We start from the raw sequence: 15,213 nt of genomic DNA, 5'->3' as shown, positions 1-15,213 counted from the left end.
GCCGGCTGAACACCCGCGAAACCTGGGGCGCCAAGGAAAAGGCTGAAGTGGACGCCATCATCGCCGGCGAGCCGGCCGCCGCCGGGAACCAGACTGCGCCATCGGCTGCCCGGTAGCCGCACAGCAAAGACCCGCAATAAACGTCCGACCGGGGCCGCCCTCTTGGAGGCCGCCCCGGTCGCAGCAGTCTGAAGTATCCCGTGCTACTTTCCGGCCGCTACCGGGACCGGATGCTCTGCCGCCGGCTTCCCGGCGTCGACATCAGCCGCTGGCGGGGTTTTCAGTTTGAGACGCTCGATGATCGAGATCCCACCGCCCTTGCCGCTGCGGTTCTTGTTGAAGATGTCGAAGCCGACGGCGAGGAGCAGTACCAGGCCCTTGATGAGCTGCTGGTAGTCGGTGCCGAGGCCCAGGATCGACATGCCGTTGTTGAGGACACCCATGATGAGACCGCCGATCATGGCCCCTGCCACGGTTCCGATGCCGCCTGTGACTGCGGCGCCGCCGATGAATGCCGCTGCGATGGCGTCCAGTTCGAAGCCCGTGCCGCCGGCCGGCTGGGCGGAGTTGAGCCGGGCCGTGAACACGAGGCCGGCCAGTGCGGCAAGGACGCCCATGTTCACGAACAGCCGGAAGGTGACGACCTTGGTTTTGATGCCGGACAGCTCAGCCGCGTGCAGGTTGCCGCCGAGTGCGTAGGTGTGACGGCCGAAGACGCTGTTGTTCATCAGGGCCGTGTAGACGATCACCAGGACCGCCAGCACGATCAGGACGATTGGGGTTCCCCGGTAGCTGGCGAGCAGGAAGGTGATGGTCAGCATGAGCAGGGCAATGAACGCGGTCTTGGTGGCGAACCAGGCCATCGGCTCGTTCTCGAGTTCGAACTTCTTGCGGATCCGGCGTTCCTTGACCGCCTGGATCACCAGCGCCAGGGTGGCGCCGACGCCAAGGATGACCGTCAGCCACTCCAGCACCGACGTGCCGCCGGAAATGTCCGGCAGGAAGCCGCCGCCCAGCGCCCGCAGTTCGCCGGGGAACGGCGTGATCTGCTGGTTTTTGAGAACGATCAGTGTCAGGCCGCGGAAAATCAGCATCCCGGCGAGGGTGACGATGAAGGCGGGAATGCCGACGTACGCGATCCAGTAGCCCTGCCAGGCACCCACCAGCGCGCCGATCAGCAGGCAGGCCGGAATAGCAAGCCACCACTCCCAGCCCCAGTGCACGATCATGACACCGGCACAGGCGCCGATGAAGCCGGCGACCGAACCGACGGACAGGTCGATGTGGCCGGCGATGATCACCATCACCATGCCGATGGCCAGGATCAGGATATAGCTGTTCTGGACCACCAGGTTGGTGACGTTCTGCGGCTCCAGCAGGATCCCGTCCGTCAGGATCTGGAACAGCAGAACGATCAGGATCAGGGCGACAAAGATGCCAACCTGGCGGAGGCGGCTTGTCAGGAAGCCCAGGGATTCTCGGAGGGCGGACATGTTCGCTATTCCTTCTCTTTGGTCATGTAGTGCATGAGGGTTTCCTGTGATGCTTCGGCGATCGGGACCTCGCCGGTGATGTGCCCGGCAGACAGGGTGTAAATCCTGTCGCAGATGCCCAGCAGTTCGGGAAGTTCGGAGGAGATCACAATGACCGCCTTTCCTTCCGCGGCCAGCTTCGCGATGATCGTGTAGATCTCAAACTTCGCTCCGACGTCGATGCCGCGGGTGGGTTCGTCGAGGATCAGCACGTCCGGATCGGAGTACATCCACTTGCTCAGCACCACTTTCTGCTGGTTGCCGCCGGACAACTTGCCCGTGACGGCGGCAACCGAGGGGGCCTTGATATTCATGCTCTTCCGGTAGTCGTTGGCCACCACGGTTTCCTGGTTCTTGTCCACCCAGCCGCCCTTGACCAGCTTGCGCAGCGCCGCCATGGATACGTTCCGCTTGATGTCCTCGATGAGGTTCAAACCGTAGTGCTTGCGGTCCTCAGTGGCGTAGGCGATGCCGTGCTTGATGGCGTCGGAGACGGTGGAAGTGTTGATTTCCGTGCCGTGTTTGAACACCTTCCCCGAGGTGGCGGTGCCGTAGCTCCGTCCAAAGACGCTCATGGCCAGCTCCGTCCTGCCGGCACCCATCAGTCCGGCCAGCCCCACCACTTCCCCCTTGCGGACGTTGAGGCTGGCGTTGTTGACCACCACCCGGCTGTAGTCCTGCGGGTGACGGACGGACCAGTCCTCGATCCGCAGGACTTCCTCGCCAATCCGTGGTTCCCGGTCCGGATACAGGCTTTCCAGGTCCCGGCCCACCATTCCGCGGATAATGCGTTCCTGGGTGATCTCGCCGTCTCCCAGGCGGAGGGTCTCGATCGTCTTGCCGTCGCGGATGATGGTGACGGCGTCCGCAACCTTGCGGATTTCGTTGAGCTTGTGGCTGATGATGATGCTGGTGACACCCTGGCCCTTGAGGTGCAGGATCAAGTCCAGCAGGTGGCTCGAGTCCTCGTCGTTGAGGGCCGCCGTCGGTTCATCGAGGATAAGGAGCTTGACCTCCTTCGAGAGTGCCTTGGCGATTTCCACGAGCTGCTGCTTGCCCACGCTGATGTGCTGGACGGGGGTGACCGGGTTTTCGCTCAGGCCCACCCGGGCCAGGAGTTTCGCGGCCTCCAGGTTGGTCTTGCGCCAGTTCACCCAGCCGCGGTTGGCCTGTTCATTGCCGAGGTAGATGTTCTCGGCGATGGACAGGTAAGGGCTAAGTGCCAGCTCCTGGTGGATGATCACGATTCCGCGCTTCTCGCTGTCGCTGATGCTGGAGAAGTTGCAGGGTTCGTTTTCGAAGAGGATGTCGCCGTCGAAGGAGCTGTGCGGGTAGACGCCGGACAGGACCTTCATCAGGGTGGATTTCCCTGCGCCGTTTTCACCGCAGATGGCGTGGACTTCGCCGCGGTTCACCTGCAGGGTGACGTCCTGGAGGGCCTTCACGCCCGGGAAGGTCTTGGTGATTCCTCGCATTTGAAGAATGGGTGTGTTCATCGCCAATTCTCACTGACTGGTAGTACCTGAGACGTCCTGCGGCTGCAGGGGTCTACGGGAAAGGCCTGCGGCTGCAGGGGTCTACGGGAAAGGGTGGCGGCCCGGACTCGACGGCGGCCCGCCACCCTTCGACGTGGCTACTTGACGTCGGCCGCGGTGTAGTAACCGGAGTCGATGAGTTCCTTCTTGTAGTTCTCGTTCGTGATGATGACGGACTTGAGCAGGTACGCAGGGACGACCTTGACCTTGTTGTTGTAGGTCTTGGTGTCGTTGACCTCGGGTTCCTGACCCTTCAGGAGGCCGTCGACCATCTTCACAGCCTGGGCTCCCAGCTGGCGGGTGTCCTTGAAGATCGTGGAGTACTGTTCGCCGGCGGTGATGGACTTCACCGAACCCTTTTCGGCGTCCTGGCCGGTGACGATCGGCAGGCTTCCCTTGGCGTAGCCGCCGGTGCTCGTCAGGGCCGAGATGATGCCGATGGAGAGGCCGTCATACGGGGAGAGGACGCCATTGAGCTTGGTGCCGGAACTGTAGGCGGCCGTGAGGATGTCCTCCATGCGCTTCTGGGCCACGGGGGCCTGCCAGCGCAGGATGGCAGCCTGCTCAAACTTGGTCTGGCCGCTGGGCACCTTCAGGGTTCCGGCGTCCAGGTACGGCTTGAGGGTGTCCATGGCGCCGGTCCAGAAGAAGTTGGCGTTGTTGTCATCCGGGCTGCCGGCGAAGAGCTCCACATTGAACGGGCCCTTGCCTTCGACCTTCTTGCCGCTGGCGTCAACAAGGCCCAGGCCGGTCAGCAACGAAGTGGCCTGCTGGACGCCCACCGTGTAGTTGTCGAAGGTGGTGTAGAAGTCGACGTTCGGCGTGCCGTTGATGAGCCGGTCGTACGCGATGACCTTGACGTTCTGCTCCTTCGCCTTGGCGAGGACATCGGTCAGCGTGGTGCCGTCGATGGCTGCGACGATGAGGGCTTTGGCACCCTTGGTAAGCATGTTCTCGATCTGGGACACCTGGGTGGGGATGTCATCATTGGCGTACTGCAGGTCGGCTTTGTAGCCGAGCTTCGTCAAGGATTCCGAGACGTTCTTGCCGTCGGCGATCCACCGCTCCGAGGTCTGCGTCGGCATCGAGATCCCGACGAGGGAACCGGCGGCGTCGGCGCTGGCGGCCGGGGCGGCCGTGCCGGCCCGGCTGCCGCAGCCTGTGGCCCCTACGGTCACAGCGAGGACAACCGCGACGGCGCCCAGGAGTTTCCTGATCTTCACAATTTTCTCCTTCCGCGGACCCATAGTCCGCGAAGTTGCTCCTGATCGCAGTCCTGCACGTCATCGTGCCCCTGCGGGGCGGTAACAGCGGGAGGATTGCGGAGGTCTGAATGGAACGGGGATTCAGCCGTCAAGGGATCTGCGGCTGATTGTTATCGCTAACAATATGGTCAAAGATAGCTTCTTGAAACATGTGAGTCAACGCACATTCGGCGCCAGTCTCCTTCTTACCGCCGCCGGACCCTCATGCGGCGAAGATGCGCCAGGCCACGCGGTGCGAGTCTCCGGGTTCGAGCCGCACGAGGTCCGTGCCGGTGTTGAAGGCATCCGGCGGACACGTCATGGGTTCCACGGCGAGTCCGAGTCGGCCGGGCAGCGGCGGTTCCGCATCCCCGGTGTAGAGCTGCAGCCAGGCGCAGCTGCGGTCCCAGGCCATGCCGACGCCGGTCCCGCCCGGGTCCCGGACCACGACGTGCGCCTGCCCGTCGCCGTCGAACACCATGTCGGTGAAGGCATGATCGATCTTGGTAGAACCGATGACGCGGGCCGCGCGGAAGTCATATCCGTGTCCTTCAACGGACCGGGTGGCGACCGGCAGCAGCCGGTCCGGCGTGACCTCAAGGAACGTCCGCGCCGGCACCTCCAGGCTCCATTGGTCCAGCGGCGCCGGCCCGGCCAGCAGATACGGGTGGGGACAGACCCCGTAGGGCGCGGACCGCTGCCCCACATTGGCTGCCGTGACGGCAGTGTGCAGGCCCCCGCTGGCCAGCCGGTAGCTGGCGGTGATCGACAACGCGAAGGGGTAGCCCGGCGTCGGCCCGATGGCGCAGGAGAGCTCCACGGCGGAATCCGTCCGGGACTCCAGCCTCCACTCCAGCTCCGGGGTGAAGCCGTGCAGGGCGCATTGCCGGTCGGGTTCGTTGACCGGGAGCTCGTAGTCCGCACCGCCAAAGGTGTACGTCCCGTCGGGAATCCGGTTCGGCCAGGGTGCCACGATGACGCCGCGGAAGTCCGGGTTGGGCCCGCCTGCCGGAAACGGGACGATCAGGTCCCGCCCGCGGAACTGCAGCGTCCGCACCGCGGCACCGCGGGCGGCGACGACGGCGGTGTACTCCCCGTGCCGGAGCCCGTATTCGTCCCCGGTCACAGACCGCCGGCCAGCTTGTAGTAGGCGGCGTTCCAGGCGAGTTCCTTCTTGAAGCCCCTGATGGTGGTGCCATCGTCAATGGTCAACAGCTCGGTTTGGGCGATCTCGGCGAAGTCCTCGAAGACGTCCATGCCGACGGCGGTGGAAAGCACAGTGTGGTGGGCGGCTCCGGCGGTCAGCCAGGCAGCAGCGGAGGTGGCGAAGTCCGGCTTGGGCGACCAGAGGGCACGGGCCACCGGCAGGTTGGGCAGCGGCTGCTCAAGGTCCACGACGTCGACGGCGTTGGCCACGAGGCGGAAGCGGTCGCGCATGTCGGACAGCGCCACCACGACGCCGGGGCCGGCATCGGTATCGAAGACCATGCGGACGGGATCTTCCTTGCCGCCGATGCCCAGCGGGTGGATTTCCACGCGCGGCTTCGCGGCAGTCAGGGACGGGCAGACCTCCAGCATGTGCGCGCCCAGGATTTTCTCCTGGGCCGGGACGAGGTGGTAGGTGTAGTCCTCCATGAGCGAGGCGCCGCCGGGGAGCCCGGCGCCCATGACTTTGGCTGCCCGGACCAGGATGGCAGTCTTCCAGTCGCCCTCGGCGCCGAAGCCGTAACCGTCGGCCATGAGGCGCTGGACGGCCATGCCCGGCAGCTGGCGCAGTGCGCCGAGGTCTTCGAAGGACGTGGTGAAGGCGGCCGAGCCGTTGGCCTCCAGGAAGCTGCGGAGCCCAAGCTCGATCCGGGCGCTGTAGCGCAGCGACTCGTGGCGCGGGCCGCCGGCGCGGAGCTCGGGGGCCACCTCGTAGAGCCGCTCGTATTCGGCGACGAGGGAGTCGACGTCGGATTCTGCCGCGCCGTGCACGGCGTCGGCGAGTTCATTGACGGACCAAGTGTTGACCGAGACACCGAAGCGCAACTCGGCCTCGGTCTTGTCCCCTTCGGTGACGGCGACATTGCGCATGTTGTCGCCGAAACGGGTCAGCTTGAGGGTCCGGACGGCCGCCCAACCCGCCGAGGCGCGCTGCCAGGATCCGACCTGGCGGGACACCTCGGGGTTGGACACGTGGCCGACGACGGTTTTGCGCGGGATGCCGAGGCGGGACTGGATGTAGCCGAACTCGCGGTCGCCGTGCGCGGCCTGGTTCAGGTTCATGAAGTCGAAGTCGATGTCCGCCCACGGCAGTTCGACGTTGGCCTGGGTGTGCAAGTGCAGGAGCGGCTTCCGGAGCAGGTCCAGGCCCTGGATCCACATCTTGGCCGGGGAGAAGGTGTGCATCCACGCGGTCACGCCGATCACGGCGTCGTCCGAGTTGGCATCCAGGGCGGTGCGGCGGATGGCGTCCGAGTCCGTGAGCACGGGCTTCCAGACGATTTTCACCGGGACGTCGGCGGAGGCGTTCAGCGCGTCAGCGATGTCTTGGGACTGGGCGGCGACCTGCTTGAGGACGTCCTCGCCGTAGAGGTGCTGGCTGCCGGTGAGGAACCAGACCTCGTACTGCTCAAGGGACGTGTTGTTGGCGTTGGACATGTTTTCTCCTGCGGATGGTGGGGGCGACGGCGGCTTCGCGGCCTGGCGGCCTGGTTTTGGGCCTGGCGGCCCGGTTTTGGGCCTAGCGGCCGTAGACGTTCTGGTAGCGGGCGTAAAGCGAGTCGATCTGGGCCGGGTCGATCGGCAGGGGTTCGCCGAGTTGCCGGGAAATATGGACGGTCCGTGCCACTTCCTCGCACATGACGGCGGCTTTGACCGCCGAGCGGGCATCCTTGCCCACGGTGAAGGGCCCGTGGTTCTGCATCAGCACGGCCGGCGAGCTGGATTGGGCCAGGGTGTCCACGATGCCGCGGCCGATCGAGTCGTCCCCGATCAGCGCGAACGGGCCCACCGGGATCGTCCCGCCAAACTCGTCACCCATCATGGTCAGCACGCAGGGGATCTCCTCTCCCCGCGCAGCCCAGGCCGTGGCGTAGGTCGAATGCGTGTGCACCACTCCCCCGACCTCCGGCATGTGCCGGTAAACGTAGGCGTGCGCCGCGGTGTCCGAAGACGGTGACAGCGCGGGGTTGCTCCAGTCGCCCTCCGCGGGCGTGCCGTAGAGGTCCGTGACAACCATGCTCTCGGGCGTGAGGTCCGCGTAGGAGACTCCGGACGGCTTGATGACCATCAGGTCATGGCCGGGGACGCGGGCGGAGACGTTGCCGGCCGTCCACACCACCAGTTCGTAGCGCGTGAGTTCGGCGTGCAGTTCGCAGACCTCGCGACGGACCTCCGCGATGCTTTCCAGCAGGTTGCTCATGCGGACACTTCCTCTGCGACCGAGCCGGCGGGGACGGCGTTCTGCTGCGGAGCGCCCGCAGCGGCGGCAAACGAGGGCCTGGCCGCACGCTGGATCGCCTTGAGGCGGTGCATCACGCTGTTGCTGCCGCGGCCGAAATAGTCGTGCAGCGTGCGGTACTCCTGGAAGAGCTTTTCGTAGGCGGCAACATTTTCCGGGATGGGAATATAGATGCTGCCGGGCTCCGATCCCATGGCAGCCGCAGCGGCACGGATATCCGCGTATTCACCTGCGGCCACGGCGGCGTGGATGGCCGACCCCAGGGCGGGCCCCTGGGTTGAGCCGATGGTGGAGAGCGGCAAGCCGGTGATATCCGCGTAGATCTGCATGAGCAGCTTGTTCTTCAGCAGGCCGCCGGCCACGATGAATTCCCTGACCGGCACTCCGGAGTCGCGGAAGGCGTCCACGATGGTGCGCGTGCCGAAGGCCGTGGCTTCCAGCAAGGCCCGGTAGGTGTCTTCGGGCCTGGTGGCGAGGGTCTGGCCCACCACGACGCCGGAGAGTTCGTGGTCCACCAGCACGGAACGGTTGCCGGAGTGCCAGTCCAGGGCAATGAGGCCGTGTTCGCCGATGGCCTGGCGCGAGGCCAGATCCGTGAGGTATTCGTGGATGCCCAGGCCTGCCGCCTCCGCTGCCTGGTGGTACTCGGGCGGGACGCCGTTGTTCGTGAACCAGCCGAAGATGTCCCCCACTCCGCTTTGGCCAGCTTCGTAGCCCCAAAGTCCGTCGACGATTCCGCCGTCCACCACGCCGCACATGCCCGGGACTTCCCGCAGTTCGGCACCGTTCATAACGTGGCAGGTGGAGGTTCCCATGATGGCCACCAGCTGCCCGGGCTCAACTGCCTTCGCTGCGGGCGCCGTGACGTGGGCGTCCACGTTGCCCACTGCGACGGCGATGCCTTCCGGCAGTCCGGTCCAGGCGGCGGCCTCGGCCGTCAGATAGCCGGCCGCATCGCCGAGCCGGCCGATGGTGTGCGCCAGCTTGGCGCTGACAAAATCCTTGAAGTCCGGGTTCAGGGCGGACAGGAATTCCTTGGACGGGTAGCGGCCGTCCTGGTAGATCCCTTTGTAGCCGGCCGTGCAGGCGTTGCGGACGTAGTTGCCGCACAGCTGCCAGACGATCCAGTCAGCCGCTTCCACCCAGCGGTCCATCGCGGCGTAGCTTTCCGGGTCCTCCTCCAGCAACTGCAGGCCCTTGGCGAACTCCCATTCGGAGGAGATGAGTCCGCCGTAGCGCGGCAGCCAGTTTTCGCCGAGTTCCGAGGCCAGGGCGTTGATGCGGTCCGCCTGCGGCTGGGCGGCATGGTGGCGCCACAGCTTCACGTAGGCGTGCGGGCGGTTGGCGAATCCGGGAAGCTCGTTCAGCGGTGTGCCGTCGCCCTTGACGGGGACCATGGTGCAGGCCGTGAAGTCGGTGGCGATGCCCACCACGGCGGCTGGGTCGATCCCGGCGTCGGCGACGGCCGCCGGCACAGCCCGGCGGAGCACGTCGCGGTAGTCGTTGGGCACCTGCAGGGCCCATTCGCCCGGAAGCCGGATGCCGGCGACGCCAGCCGTGTCCTTCGGAAGCTCGCCGGTGACCACGGCATGCGGGTATTCAAATACCCCGCTGCCCAGTTCCTTGCCGTCCCGGACCCGGACGACGACGGCCCGCCCGGAAAGCGTGCCGTAGTCCACGCCTATGACAAAGTTTTCGGTTCCGTCCACTGAGAAGTCCATCAAATCCTCCAATAGGTTCCGCAACATTGCGAACCCCCTTATTGTTAGCGCTAACAAACTTGCTGTCAAGAAGCCTGGCACGTATTGCCGGAACGGAGGACTTCGGCCCTTAGGAGAGACGGGGGCGGGGTGCGGTGCTGGCGCGCACCACGAGAGCAGGTTTGACCACCAGGGCGCCGCTGGCGGCATCGCCCTCGACCTGGGCGCGTATCAGGTCCACGCAGCGCTTTCCGAGTTCCTCGAAGTCCTGTCGCACGGTGGTCAGCGGCGGCATGAAGTAGGCGGATTCGGGCTGGTCGTCAAAGCCAACCACGGAGACGTCTTCCGGAACCCGGATACCCTTCTCGCCGAACGCCCGCAGCAGTCCGAGCGCCATCTGGTCGTTGCTGACGAACACCGCGGTGGCGCTGCGCTGTTCTGCCAGCTGCTGCCCGATCCGGTACCCGCTGTCCGCACTCCAGTCCCCCTCGACCAGAAGTTCGTCGGAGAGGCCGGCTTCCGCCAACTCCTCGCGCCACCCGTCAACCCGGGCTTTGCCGTCCACCCAGTCGAGCGGTCCGGAGACATGGCCGATCCGCTCGTGGCCAAGGCTGATCAGATGGGCGACGGCCAGCCGCGCACCGAGCTTCTGGTCGACCATCGCGCCGCTCAACCGCCCTTCTCCGGCTCCGCCGACGACGATTACCGGGAGATCCAGGTTCAGGTCCTCGAGCACCTGAAGTGTCCCGTCGTGCGGCACGATCACAATCAATCCGTCCGCGCCCTGGTCCGTCAGGTGCCGCACCGCATCGCAAATGGCGTTCGCCGCGGCCCCCTTGATCGCGGCAATGCTCACGAAATAGCCTGCCTCCCTGGCGGCTTGCTGGACCCCCAGCAGGGTATTCGCCGGGCCGTATTGCCCGAGCTCGGAGGCGAGGACACCGATGGTCTGGGTGCGCCGGGTCACCAGGCTCCGGGCGGCCGTGTTGCGCCGGTAGCCGAGTTCGGCAATCGCCGCCTCGACCCGGGACTTTGTTCCCGCGCTGACATTCGGGTGGTTGTTGATCACCCGCGAGACGGTCTGGTGGGAAACCTTGGCCAGCGCTGCGACGTCTTCGAGCCGCGGCTGCCGCCGGTCATTGTTGTTCCCCATGCGAGGCCCCTTTCGCTCCGATGCCGTCCACCGGCCTGAATCAAAGTGTGAAATCGAACGATAGGAGGGCACGGGGCGCCCGCTGGTCGCCCGCCCCCCTGGCTCCTGTTAGCGCTAACGATAGTCCATAGGGCCCCTGGTGTGACGCCCGCAGGGAACGACGCCCGGAACCGCAACGACGTGCCCGGCGGGGACCCTACCCGGCCGGCTCGGCCGCAACCGGCGCGGCGGGCCCGGGCGCGGCAGGCACCGGCGCGCAGCCGCAGGACGCGCGCAGGACCAGCTCCACGGGGAAGATCATGTTCCGGGTGGGAGACACGCCGTCAAAGCCAATGAGCGCTTCGACGGCGGCCTCGGCCATGGCCTGGACGGGCTGCGCGACCGTGCTCAACGGCGGCCAGCTGAACTCCGCCTCAGCCGAGCCGTCGAAGGAGAAGACCGCCAGGTCCTCGGGGACCCGCAGCCCGGCCTCGGACACGGCGCGCAGCAGGCCGACGGCCTGCAGGTCGGAACTGACGAACACGGCGGTGGGTCGGTCCGCGGCCGCGAGCAGCCGCTGCCCGGCCCGGTAGCCGCCCTGCCGGTCGAAGTCACAGCGCAGAATGGGTCCTTCCGGGAGGCCGGCCTCCGCGAGCCCCTGCTGCCACCCGACCTCGCGGGCATCGAGATCATTGCCGGCGTTCATGCCCATGACCAGTGCGATGTTGCGGTGGCCGTGGCCCACCAGGTGCTCGACGGCACGCCGGGAGCCTTCCAGCAGCTCCACGCCGACCGAGTTGAAGCCCGGCACCTCGGTGCTGTGGTTGAGCAGCACGGCGGGGATCTCCGAATGCTCCAGCTCGGTCAGGTCGGGTTCGAACAGCACGCTGGAGAGGAAGACCCCGTCAACGCGGCGGCTCGCGAGGTTCCTGACCTGGCGGCGCTCATTGGCCGCCGATCCGCCCGAGTTCGCCAGCAGCAGGGCATAGCCGCGCGCCGCCGCGGCTTCCTCCACGGCGCGGGCCAAAGTGGCGAAGAAGGGGTTGGTGGTGTCCGGGACCACCATGCCGAGCATCTCGCTGGAGCCAAGTTTCAGTGCCCTCGCCGCGGCGTTCGGACGGTACCCCAGGGCGCTGATGGCCTCGCGGACTTTCGCAGCGGTCACCGGGGAGACCCGCTTGGGGCCGCCGTTCACCACATAGCTGACGACGGCGGTGCTGACGCCCGCCAGCCTGGCCACGTCTTTTCGGGTGATCGTGGGCCTGGCGGAGGCGGGCGAGTGTGGCACAGTGACCATGCTACCGCCGGAGTTCCCCGGCTAAGCCTTCCTCGTTGGTTCCCTGCGCAGGCAGCAGGACGGGGGCGTCGCCGTGGTCCGGGACGGGCAACCGCTCCCCGCCGCGGAGGGCGGACTCGTGCGCCACGATCCCCGGCAGCGTGTAGCGGGCGGCTTCCCAGGCGTTGACGGGCGGGAGCGTTCCCGTGTCGACGGCCGTGGCAAAGTCGTCCACCAGGAAGTGGTGGCTGCCCTCGTGCCCGTTGTGAAGTCCGCGGAACTCGGCCGGAAGCCGGCCGGCGTCATGCACGGGTGCCATTCCGGAGCTGAAGGCGTCCCGCAGTGCCGGTGCGACACTGGCCAGCGAAGGATCGTCGGCAGCCAGCGTGGCCCCGGTGGCCAGTTCCGCGCTGACGTCGGTCACGGACTCCTTGTCCTGCCACACACTGACCGTGGCCAGCTGCTCGAAGCTGGCGTCCGTGCCGAAGTACCGGAAGCGGCTTTCGCGCAGGTGGGAGGGGTAGCCGACGCGGCGCATCTCGTTGATGCGCATGGACCCGCCGGTTGAGAGTTCGAACAGCGCGGTGGCATTGGAGAAGTCGTTGCCGAACATGCTGACATCCTTATCGAACACGCCGTCGCCGCGCTCGTCGGAGACGCCAATGCAGCTGACGCTGACGGCATGGCCGCCGATTGCGCCCAGTACCCCGCCGGTGGAGTGAGTCGGATACAGCATGGGCGGGTAGCTGGCGGTGCGTTTCCAGTCCTCCCCGCCGCTGTACTGGTAGGCCTCGTAGAAGCCGAGATCCATGTCGTGGACGTAGTCGCCCTCGGCGTAGAAGATGCGGCCAAAGGCGCCTTCAGCCTGGCGCTTGCGGGCATAGACGGTGGCGGGGTTGTAGTAGCTTGTCTCGCCCATCATGTAGGTCAGGCCCGTCTCCCGGACAGCCTCGATGATCCGGGCGATCTCGTCCTCGCTGATGGCCATCGGCACTGCCGAATACACATGCTTGCCCGCCCGGAGCGCCTGCAGCACCAGCGGCCCGTGCGTCCAGCGCTGGGTGAAGATCGCCACGGCGTCGAGGCCGCCGTCGAGCATGGCCTCAAAGCTGGGATAGGTCCCCGCCAGGCCGAGCCGCTCCCGGAGGGCCTCGGCCCGTTCCGGCAGGACGTCCGTGACATGGACTTCTGAAATCGCGGGATGGGCGTCGAAGAGTTTGGCGAAGGCGCCTGCGAACTGTCCGGCGCCGACAATGCCTAGTGAGAAAGTCATGCACGCAAGTTTTACACCAGTTTCTACTCGAGTCAATAGCAGAAGATGAGCAGAAAGATTCCTCCCGGAAACATAAAAGAAACGCTTGCGCATAAGAAAGTTACTCGTGTAGATTCAGGCCTCAGTTGTAATCCACGTCACAGCATCCACGTAACTGCGGAGGACCCACCAATGACCACCACAACTGCCCGCGGAGCCGTTCCGGCCCGCAAGGCGCCCGGCACGGGAACGGGCAATGCTGCCCCCCGCGGCCGGCGCCGAACCCGCAGCGACCTGAGGGTCGCCCTTCTCTTCATCGCCCCGGCCTTGCTCGGCTTCGTTGCCTTCTACCTGGTGCCGAGCATCCGCGGCGTCTACCTCAGCTTCACCGAGTACAGCGTTTTGGGCGATCCCACCTGGATCGGCACCAAAAACTACACCGCGATCTTCGCGGACGATCTCTTCTGGAACGCCATGGCCGTGACGGTCCAGTACGTGGCACTGAACATCGGCTTCCAGACCGTCATCGCGCTCGGACTTGCCCTGCTGATGCACAACGTCGCCAAGTCCACGCTAATCCGCGGCGCCCTGCTGCTGCCCTTCCTGGTGGCGAACGTGATCGTCGCGCTGCTCTGGTTCTGGATGCTCGACTACCAGCTGGGAATCGTCAACGAGGTCATCAACTGGCTGGGCCTGCCGCGCATCGCCTTCTTCGGCAGCGAGCAATGGGCCATCCCCACCATCGCCGGCGTCAATGTCTGGCGGCACATGGGCTACACCGCCCTGCTGATCTTCGCCGGCCTGCAGTCCATCCCCAACCACGTGTACGAGGTCGCCTCGCTCGACGGCGCCTCCCCGACCCGGACCTTCTGGAGCATCACGATGCCGCTCCTGCGCCCGGTGCTGGTGTTGGTCCTGGTGGTCACCGTCATCGGCTCCTTCCAGGTCTTCGACACCGTGGCAGTGACCACGGGCGGCGGCCCGATCAATGCCTCCCGCGTCATCCAGATGTACATCTACCAGAAGGCCTTCGGTGAATCCGACTTCGGCTACGCCTCGGCCCTGTCCGTCATTCTCTTCGTCATTCTCGCTCTCGTGGCCTTCGTCCAGATGAAGTTCCTCAAGGGCAACGAATCGGATCTGGACTAAGGAACCCCAGCCATGACTACCCTCGCCCCTTCCCGCAAGAAGCCCGCCACCTCCGCTCCCGCTCCCAGGAAGCCGGTCAACTGGCGCCGCGTCGGCGCCTGGACCCTCGTCGCCATTGCCGTCGCCGTGACGATCGCGCCGTTCCTCTGGATGCTCCGCACCGCACTGTCCAGCAACGCCTCCCTGGCCTCGAACGCCAGCAACCTCCTGCCGGCCGATTTCAGCCTCGGCGCCTTCAAGCGGGTCCTGGGGCTGCAGAGCCCCGAGGAAGCAATCGCCGAGGGAGGCTCCGGCGCCGCCATCAACTTCTGGCTGTACCTGCGGAACTCCGTCATCTTCGCCACCGTCACCACCGCCGGGCAGGTCTTCTTCAGCGCGATGGCCGCCTACGCCTTCTCCCGGCTCCGCTGGCCGGGCCGGAACGTGGTGTTCGGCCTGTTCCTGGCCACCATGATGGTCCCGCCGATCTTCACAGCCCTGCCCAACTTCCTGATGATCAAGAACCTCGGCCTGCTCAATACCTTCGCCGGTCTGGCCCTGCCGTTCCTGTTCATGACCCCCTTCGCCATCTTCTTCCTGCGCCAGTTCTTCCTCTCCATGTCCCGCGAGGTGGAAGAGGCCGCCATGCTCGACGGCGCCAAGCACGTGCGGATCTTCTTCCAGATCGTGCTCCCGAACGCCGCGGCCCCCCTGGCCACCCTTGCGCTGCTGACCTTCATCGGCCAATGGAACGAGTACTTCTGGCCGCTGCTGGTGGGCCAGGACGAAAGCGTCCGCGTCCTCACCGTGGGCCTGGGCGTCTTCAAGTCCCAGTCCCCGCAGGGCGCCCCCGACTGGTCCGGCCTGATGGCCGCCACCCTGATCGCGGCCCTGCCCGTCCTCCTGCTCTTCATCGCCTTCGGCAAGCGGGTGGTCAACTCCATCGGCTTCTCCGGCATCAAGTAACCC

General features: G+C 66.0%; 12 protein-coding genes. 2 read left to right on the top strand and 10 right to left on the bottom strand.

All coding sequences use genetic code 11. From position 1 onward, the window contains the following. Nucleotides 1–203: 203 nt before the first annotated feature. The 10 genes from mmsB to AC1DBX_RS11940 form a co-directional block, all read right to left on the bottom strand. Entirely contained in the window at nt 204–1,493 is a 1,290-nt protein-coding gene (gene mmsB, locus AC1DBX_RS11985) for a multiple monosaccharide ABC transporter permease (RefSeq protein ID WP_028278178.1), read from the bottom strand. 5 nt (nt 1,494–1,498) lie between these two features. After that, entirely contained in the window at nt 1,499–3,028 is a 1,530-nt protein-coding gene (gene mmsA, locus AC1DBX_RS11980) for a multiple monosaccharide ABC transporter ATP-binding protein (RefSeq protein ID WP_476931818.1), read from the bottom strand. 137 nt (nt 3,029–3,165) lie between these two features. Next, nucleotides 3,166–4,290: a multiple monosaccharide ABC transporter substrate-binding protein gene (gene chvE / locus AC1DBX_RS11975; protein WP_476859674.1), complete on the bottom strand. Its 1,125-nt coding sequence runs from the start codon at nt 4,288–4,290 to the stop codon at nt 3,166–3,168. Nucleotides 4,291–4,534: 244 nt separating this feature from the next. Then, nucleotides 4,535–5,437: an aldose 1-epimerase family protein gene (locus AC1DBX_RS11970; RefSeq protein WP_476931817.1), complete on the bottom strand. Its 903-nt coding sequence runs from the start codon at nt 5,435–5,437 to the stop codon at nt 4,535–4,537. After that, a complete protein-coding gene (gene araA / locus AC1DBX_RS11965) occupies nt 5,434–6,954 on the bottom strand; it encodes an L-arabinose isomerase (RefSeq protein WP_476931816.1) in 1,521 nt (506 codons plus the stop codon). Before araA ends, AC1DBX_RS11970 begins: the two co-directional genes overlap by 4 nt. 82 nt (nt 6,955–7,036) lie before the next feature. Continuing rightward, complete coding sequence (locus AC1DBX_RS11960) at nt 7,037–7,717, bottom strand: L-ribulose-5-phosphate 4-epimerase (RefSeq protein ID WP_476859671.1); 681 nt, start codon at nt 7,715–7,717, stop codon at nt 7,037–7,039. Further along, on the bottom strand, nt 7,714–9,477 hold the full coding sequence (araB, locus tag AC1DBX_RS11955) for a ribulokinase (RefSeq protein ID WP_476931815.1): 1,764 nt from the start codon (nt 9,475–9,477) through the stop codon (nt 7,714–7,716). The genes AC1DBX_RS11960 and araB overlap by 4 nt, the downstream gene beginning before the upstream one ends. A 109-nt stretch (nt 9,478–9,586) precedes the next feature. Further along, nucleotides 9,587–10,609, bottom strand: a complete 1,023-nt coding sequence (locus AC1DBX_RS11950) for a LacI family DNA-binding transcriptional regulator (protein ID WP_476931814.1) — start codon at nt 10,607–10,609, stop codon at nt 9,587–9,589. Nucleotides 10,610–10,805: 196 nt separating this feature from the next. Then, entirely contained in the window at nt 10,806–11,885 is a 1,080-nt protein-coding gene (locus AC1DBX_RS11945) for a LacI family DNA-binding transcriptional regulator (protein ID WP_476931813.1), read from the bottom strand. Between the two features lies 1 nt (nt 11,886). Further along, nucleotides 11,887–13,137, bottom strand: coding sequence for a Gfo/Idh/MocA family protein (locus tag AC1DBX_RS11940; protein WP_476931812.1), 1,251 nt, complete (start codon nt 13,135–13,137; stop codon nt 11,887–11,889). A gap of 171 nt (nt 13,138–13,308) precedes the next feature. Between AC1DBX_RS11940 and AC1DBX_RS11935 the strand changes: the two genes are divergently transcribed. After that, nucleotides 13,309–14,265, top strand: coding sequence for a carbohydrate ABC transporter permease (locus AC1DBX_RS11935; protein ID WP_476856738.1), 957 nt, complete (start codon nt 13,309–13,311; stop codon nt 14,263–14,265). A 12-nt stretch (nt 14,266–14,277) separates the two neighbouring features. Then, nucleotides 14,278–15,210 carry a carbohydrate ABC transporter permease gene (locus AC1DBX_RS11930; RefSeq protein ID WP_476856739.1) on the top strand — a complete coding sequence of 311 codons (933 nt, stop codon included), beginning with the start codon at nt 14,278–14,280 and terminating at the stop codon, nt 15,208–15,210. Nucleotides 15,211–15,213 lie beyond the last annotated feature (3 nt).

The sequence above is a fragment of the Arthrobacter sp. 10N44_2 genome (assembly GCF_056394385.1).
The sequence above is the reverse complement of the archived record's forward strand: the minus strand, read 5'-3'. Positions and strand labels throughout refer to the sequence as shown.

Coding starts and splice junctions, on each gene's coding strand:
- mmsB (WP_028278178.1), bottom strand. CDS start 1,493: ATGTCCGCCCTCCGAGAATCCCTGGGCTTCCTGACAAGCCGCCTCCGC.
- mmsA (WP_476931818.1), bottom strand. CDS start 3,028: ATGAACACACCCATTCTTCAAATGCGAGGAATCACCAAGACCTTCCCG.
- araA (WP_476931816.1), bottom strand. CDS start 6,954: ATGTCCAACGCCAACAACACGTCCCTTGAGCAGTACGAGGTCTGGTTC.
- AC1DBX_RS11960 (WP_476859671.1), bottom strand. CDS start 7,717: ATGAGCAACCTGCTGGAAAGCATCGCGGAGGTCCGTCGCGAGGTCTGC.
- araB (WP_476931815.1), bottom strand. CDS start 9,477: ATGGACTTCTCAGTGGACGGAACCGAAAACTTTGTCATAGGCGTGGAC.
- AC1DBX_RS11950 (WP_476931814.1), bottom strand. CDS start 10,609: ATGGGGAACAACAATGACCGGCGGCAGCCGCGGCTCGAAGACGTCGCA.
- AC1DBX_RS11945 (WP_476931813.1), bottom strand. CDS start 11,885: ATGGTCACTGTGCCACACTCGCCCGCCTCCGCCAGGCCCACGATCACC.
- AC1DBX_RS11940 (WP_476931812.1), bottom strand. CDS start 13,137: ATGACTTTCTCACTAGGCATTGTCGGCGCCGGACAGTTCGCAGGCGCC.
- AC1DBX_RS11935 (WP_476856738.1), top strand. CDS start 13,309: ATGACCACCACAACTGCCCGCGGAGCCGTTCCGGCCCGCAAGGCGCCC.
- AC1DBX_RS11930 (WP_476856739.1), top strand. CDS start 14,278: ATGACTACCCTCGCCCCTTCCCGCAAGAAGCCCGCCACCTCCGCTCCC.